Annotated in this window: 1 protein-coding gene; it reads left to right on the top strand. The window is 67.4% G+C overall.

The window, feature by feature from the left end; genetic code table 11:
• Positions 1-626 (top strand): phosphopantetheine-binding protein (locus JDV09_RS26340; protein WP_221372072.1); only part of this gene is annotated, 626 nt, incomplete at both ends.

The raw sequence follows: 626 nt of genomic DNA, 5'->3' as shown, positions 1-626 counted from the left end.
CCGCCCTGACCGCCACCCGATTCCTGCCGTGCCCGTTCGGGTCGCCCGGCCAACGCATGTACCGCACCGGTGACCTCGCCTCATGGGGCCCCGACGGGCAACTGCGCTATCACGGCCGCAGCGATCAGCAGGTCAAGATCCGCGGCTACCGCATCGAACTCGGCGACATCCAGGCCGCACTGACCCGACTGCCCGAGGTCGAACAAGCCGCCCTCACCACCCACGACAACCGCCTCATCGCCTACATCACCGGCACCGCCAACACCGAACACATCCGCCGGCAACTGGCCACCCAACTGCCCGCCTACATGGTCCCCGCCACCGTCATCACCCTCGACACCCTCCCACTGACCCTCAACGGCAAACTCGATCCCAGCGCCCTTCCGGCACCGACCTACCAAGGCCAGCAAGGGTATCGGGCGCCCTGCGGCACCGTCGAGGAACTCCTGGCCGCGATCTTCGCCCGGGTCCTGGGCATCGACCGGGTCGGCGCCCACGACTCGTTCTTCGACCTCGGTGGGGACTCCCTGACCGCCATGCGCGCCATCACCACCATCAACACCACCTTCGCCACCAACCACACCGTACGCACCCTGTTCAACACACCCACCATCACCACACTGGCG

It is taken from the genome of Mycolicibacterium xanthum, assembly GCF_019710635.1.
Lineage (GTDB): Bacteria > Actinomycetota > Actinomycetes > Mycobacteriales > Mycobacteriaceae > Mycobacterium > Mycobacterium xanthum.
The sequence above is the reverse complement of the archived record's forward strand: the minus strand, read 5'-3'. Positions and strand labels throughout refer to the sequence as shown.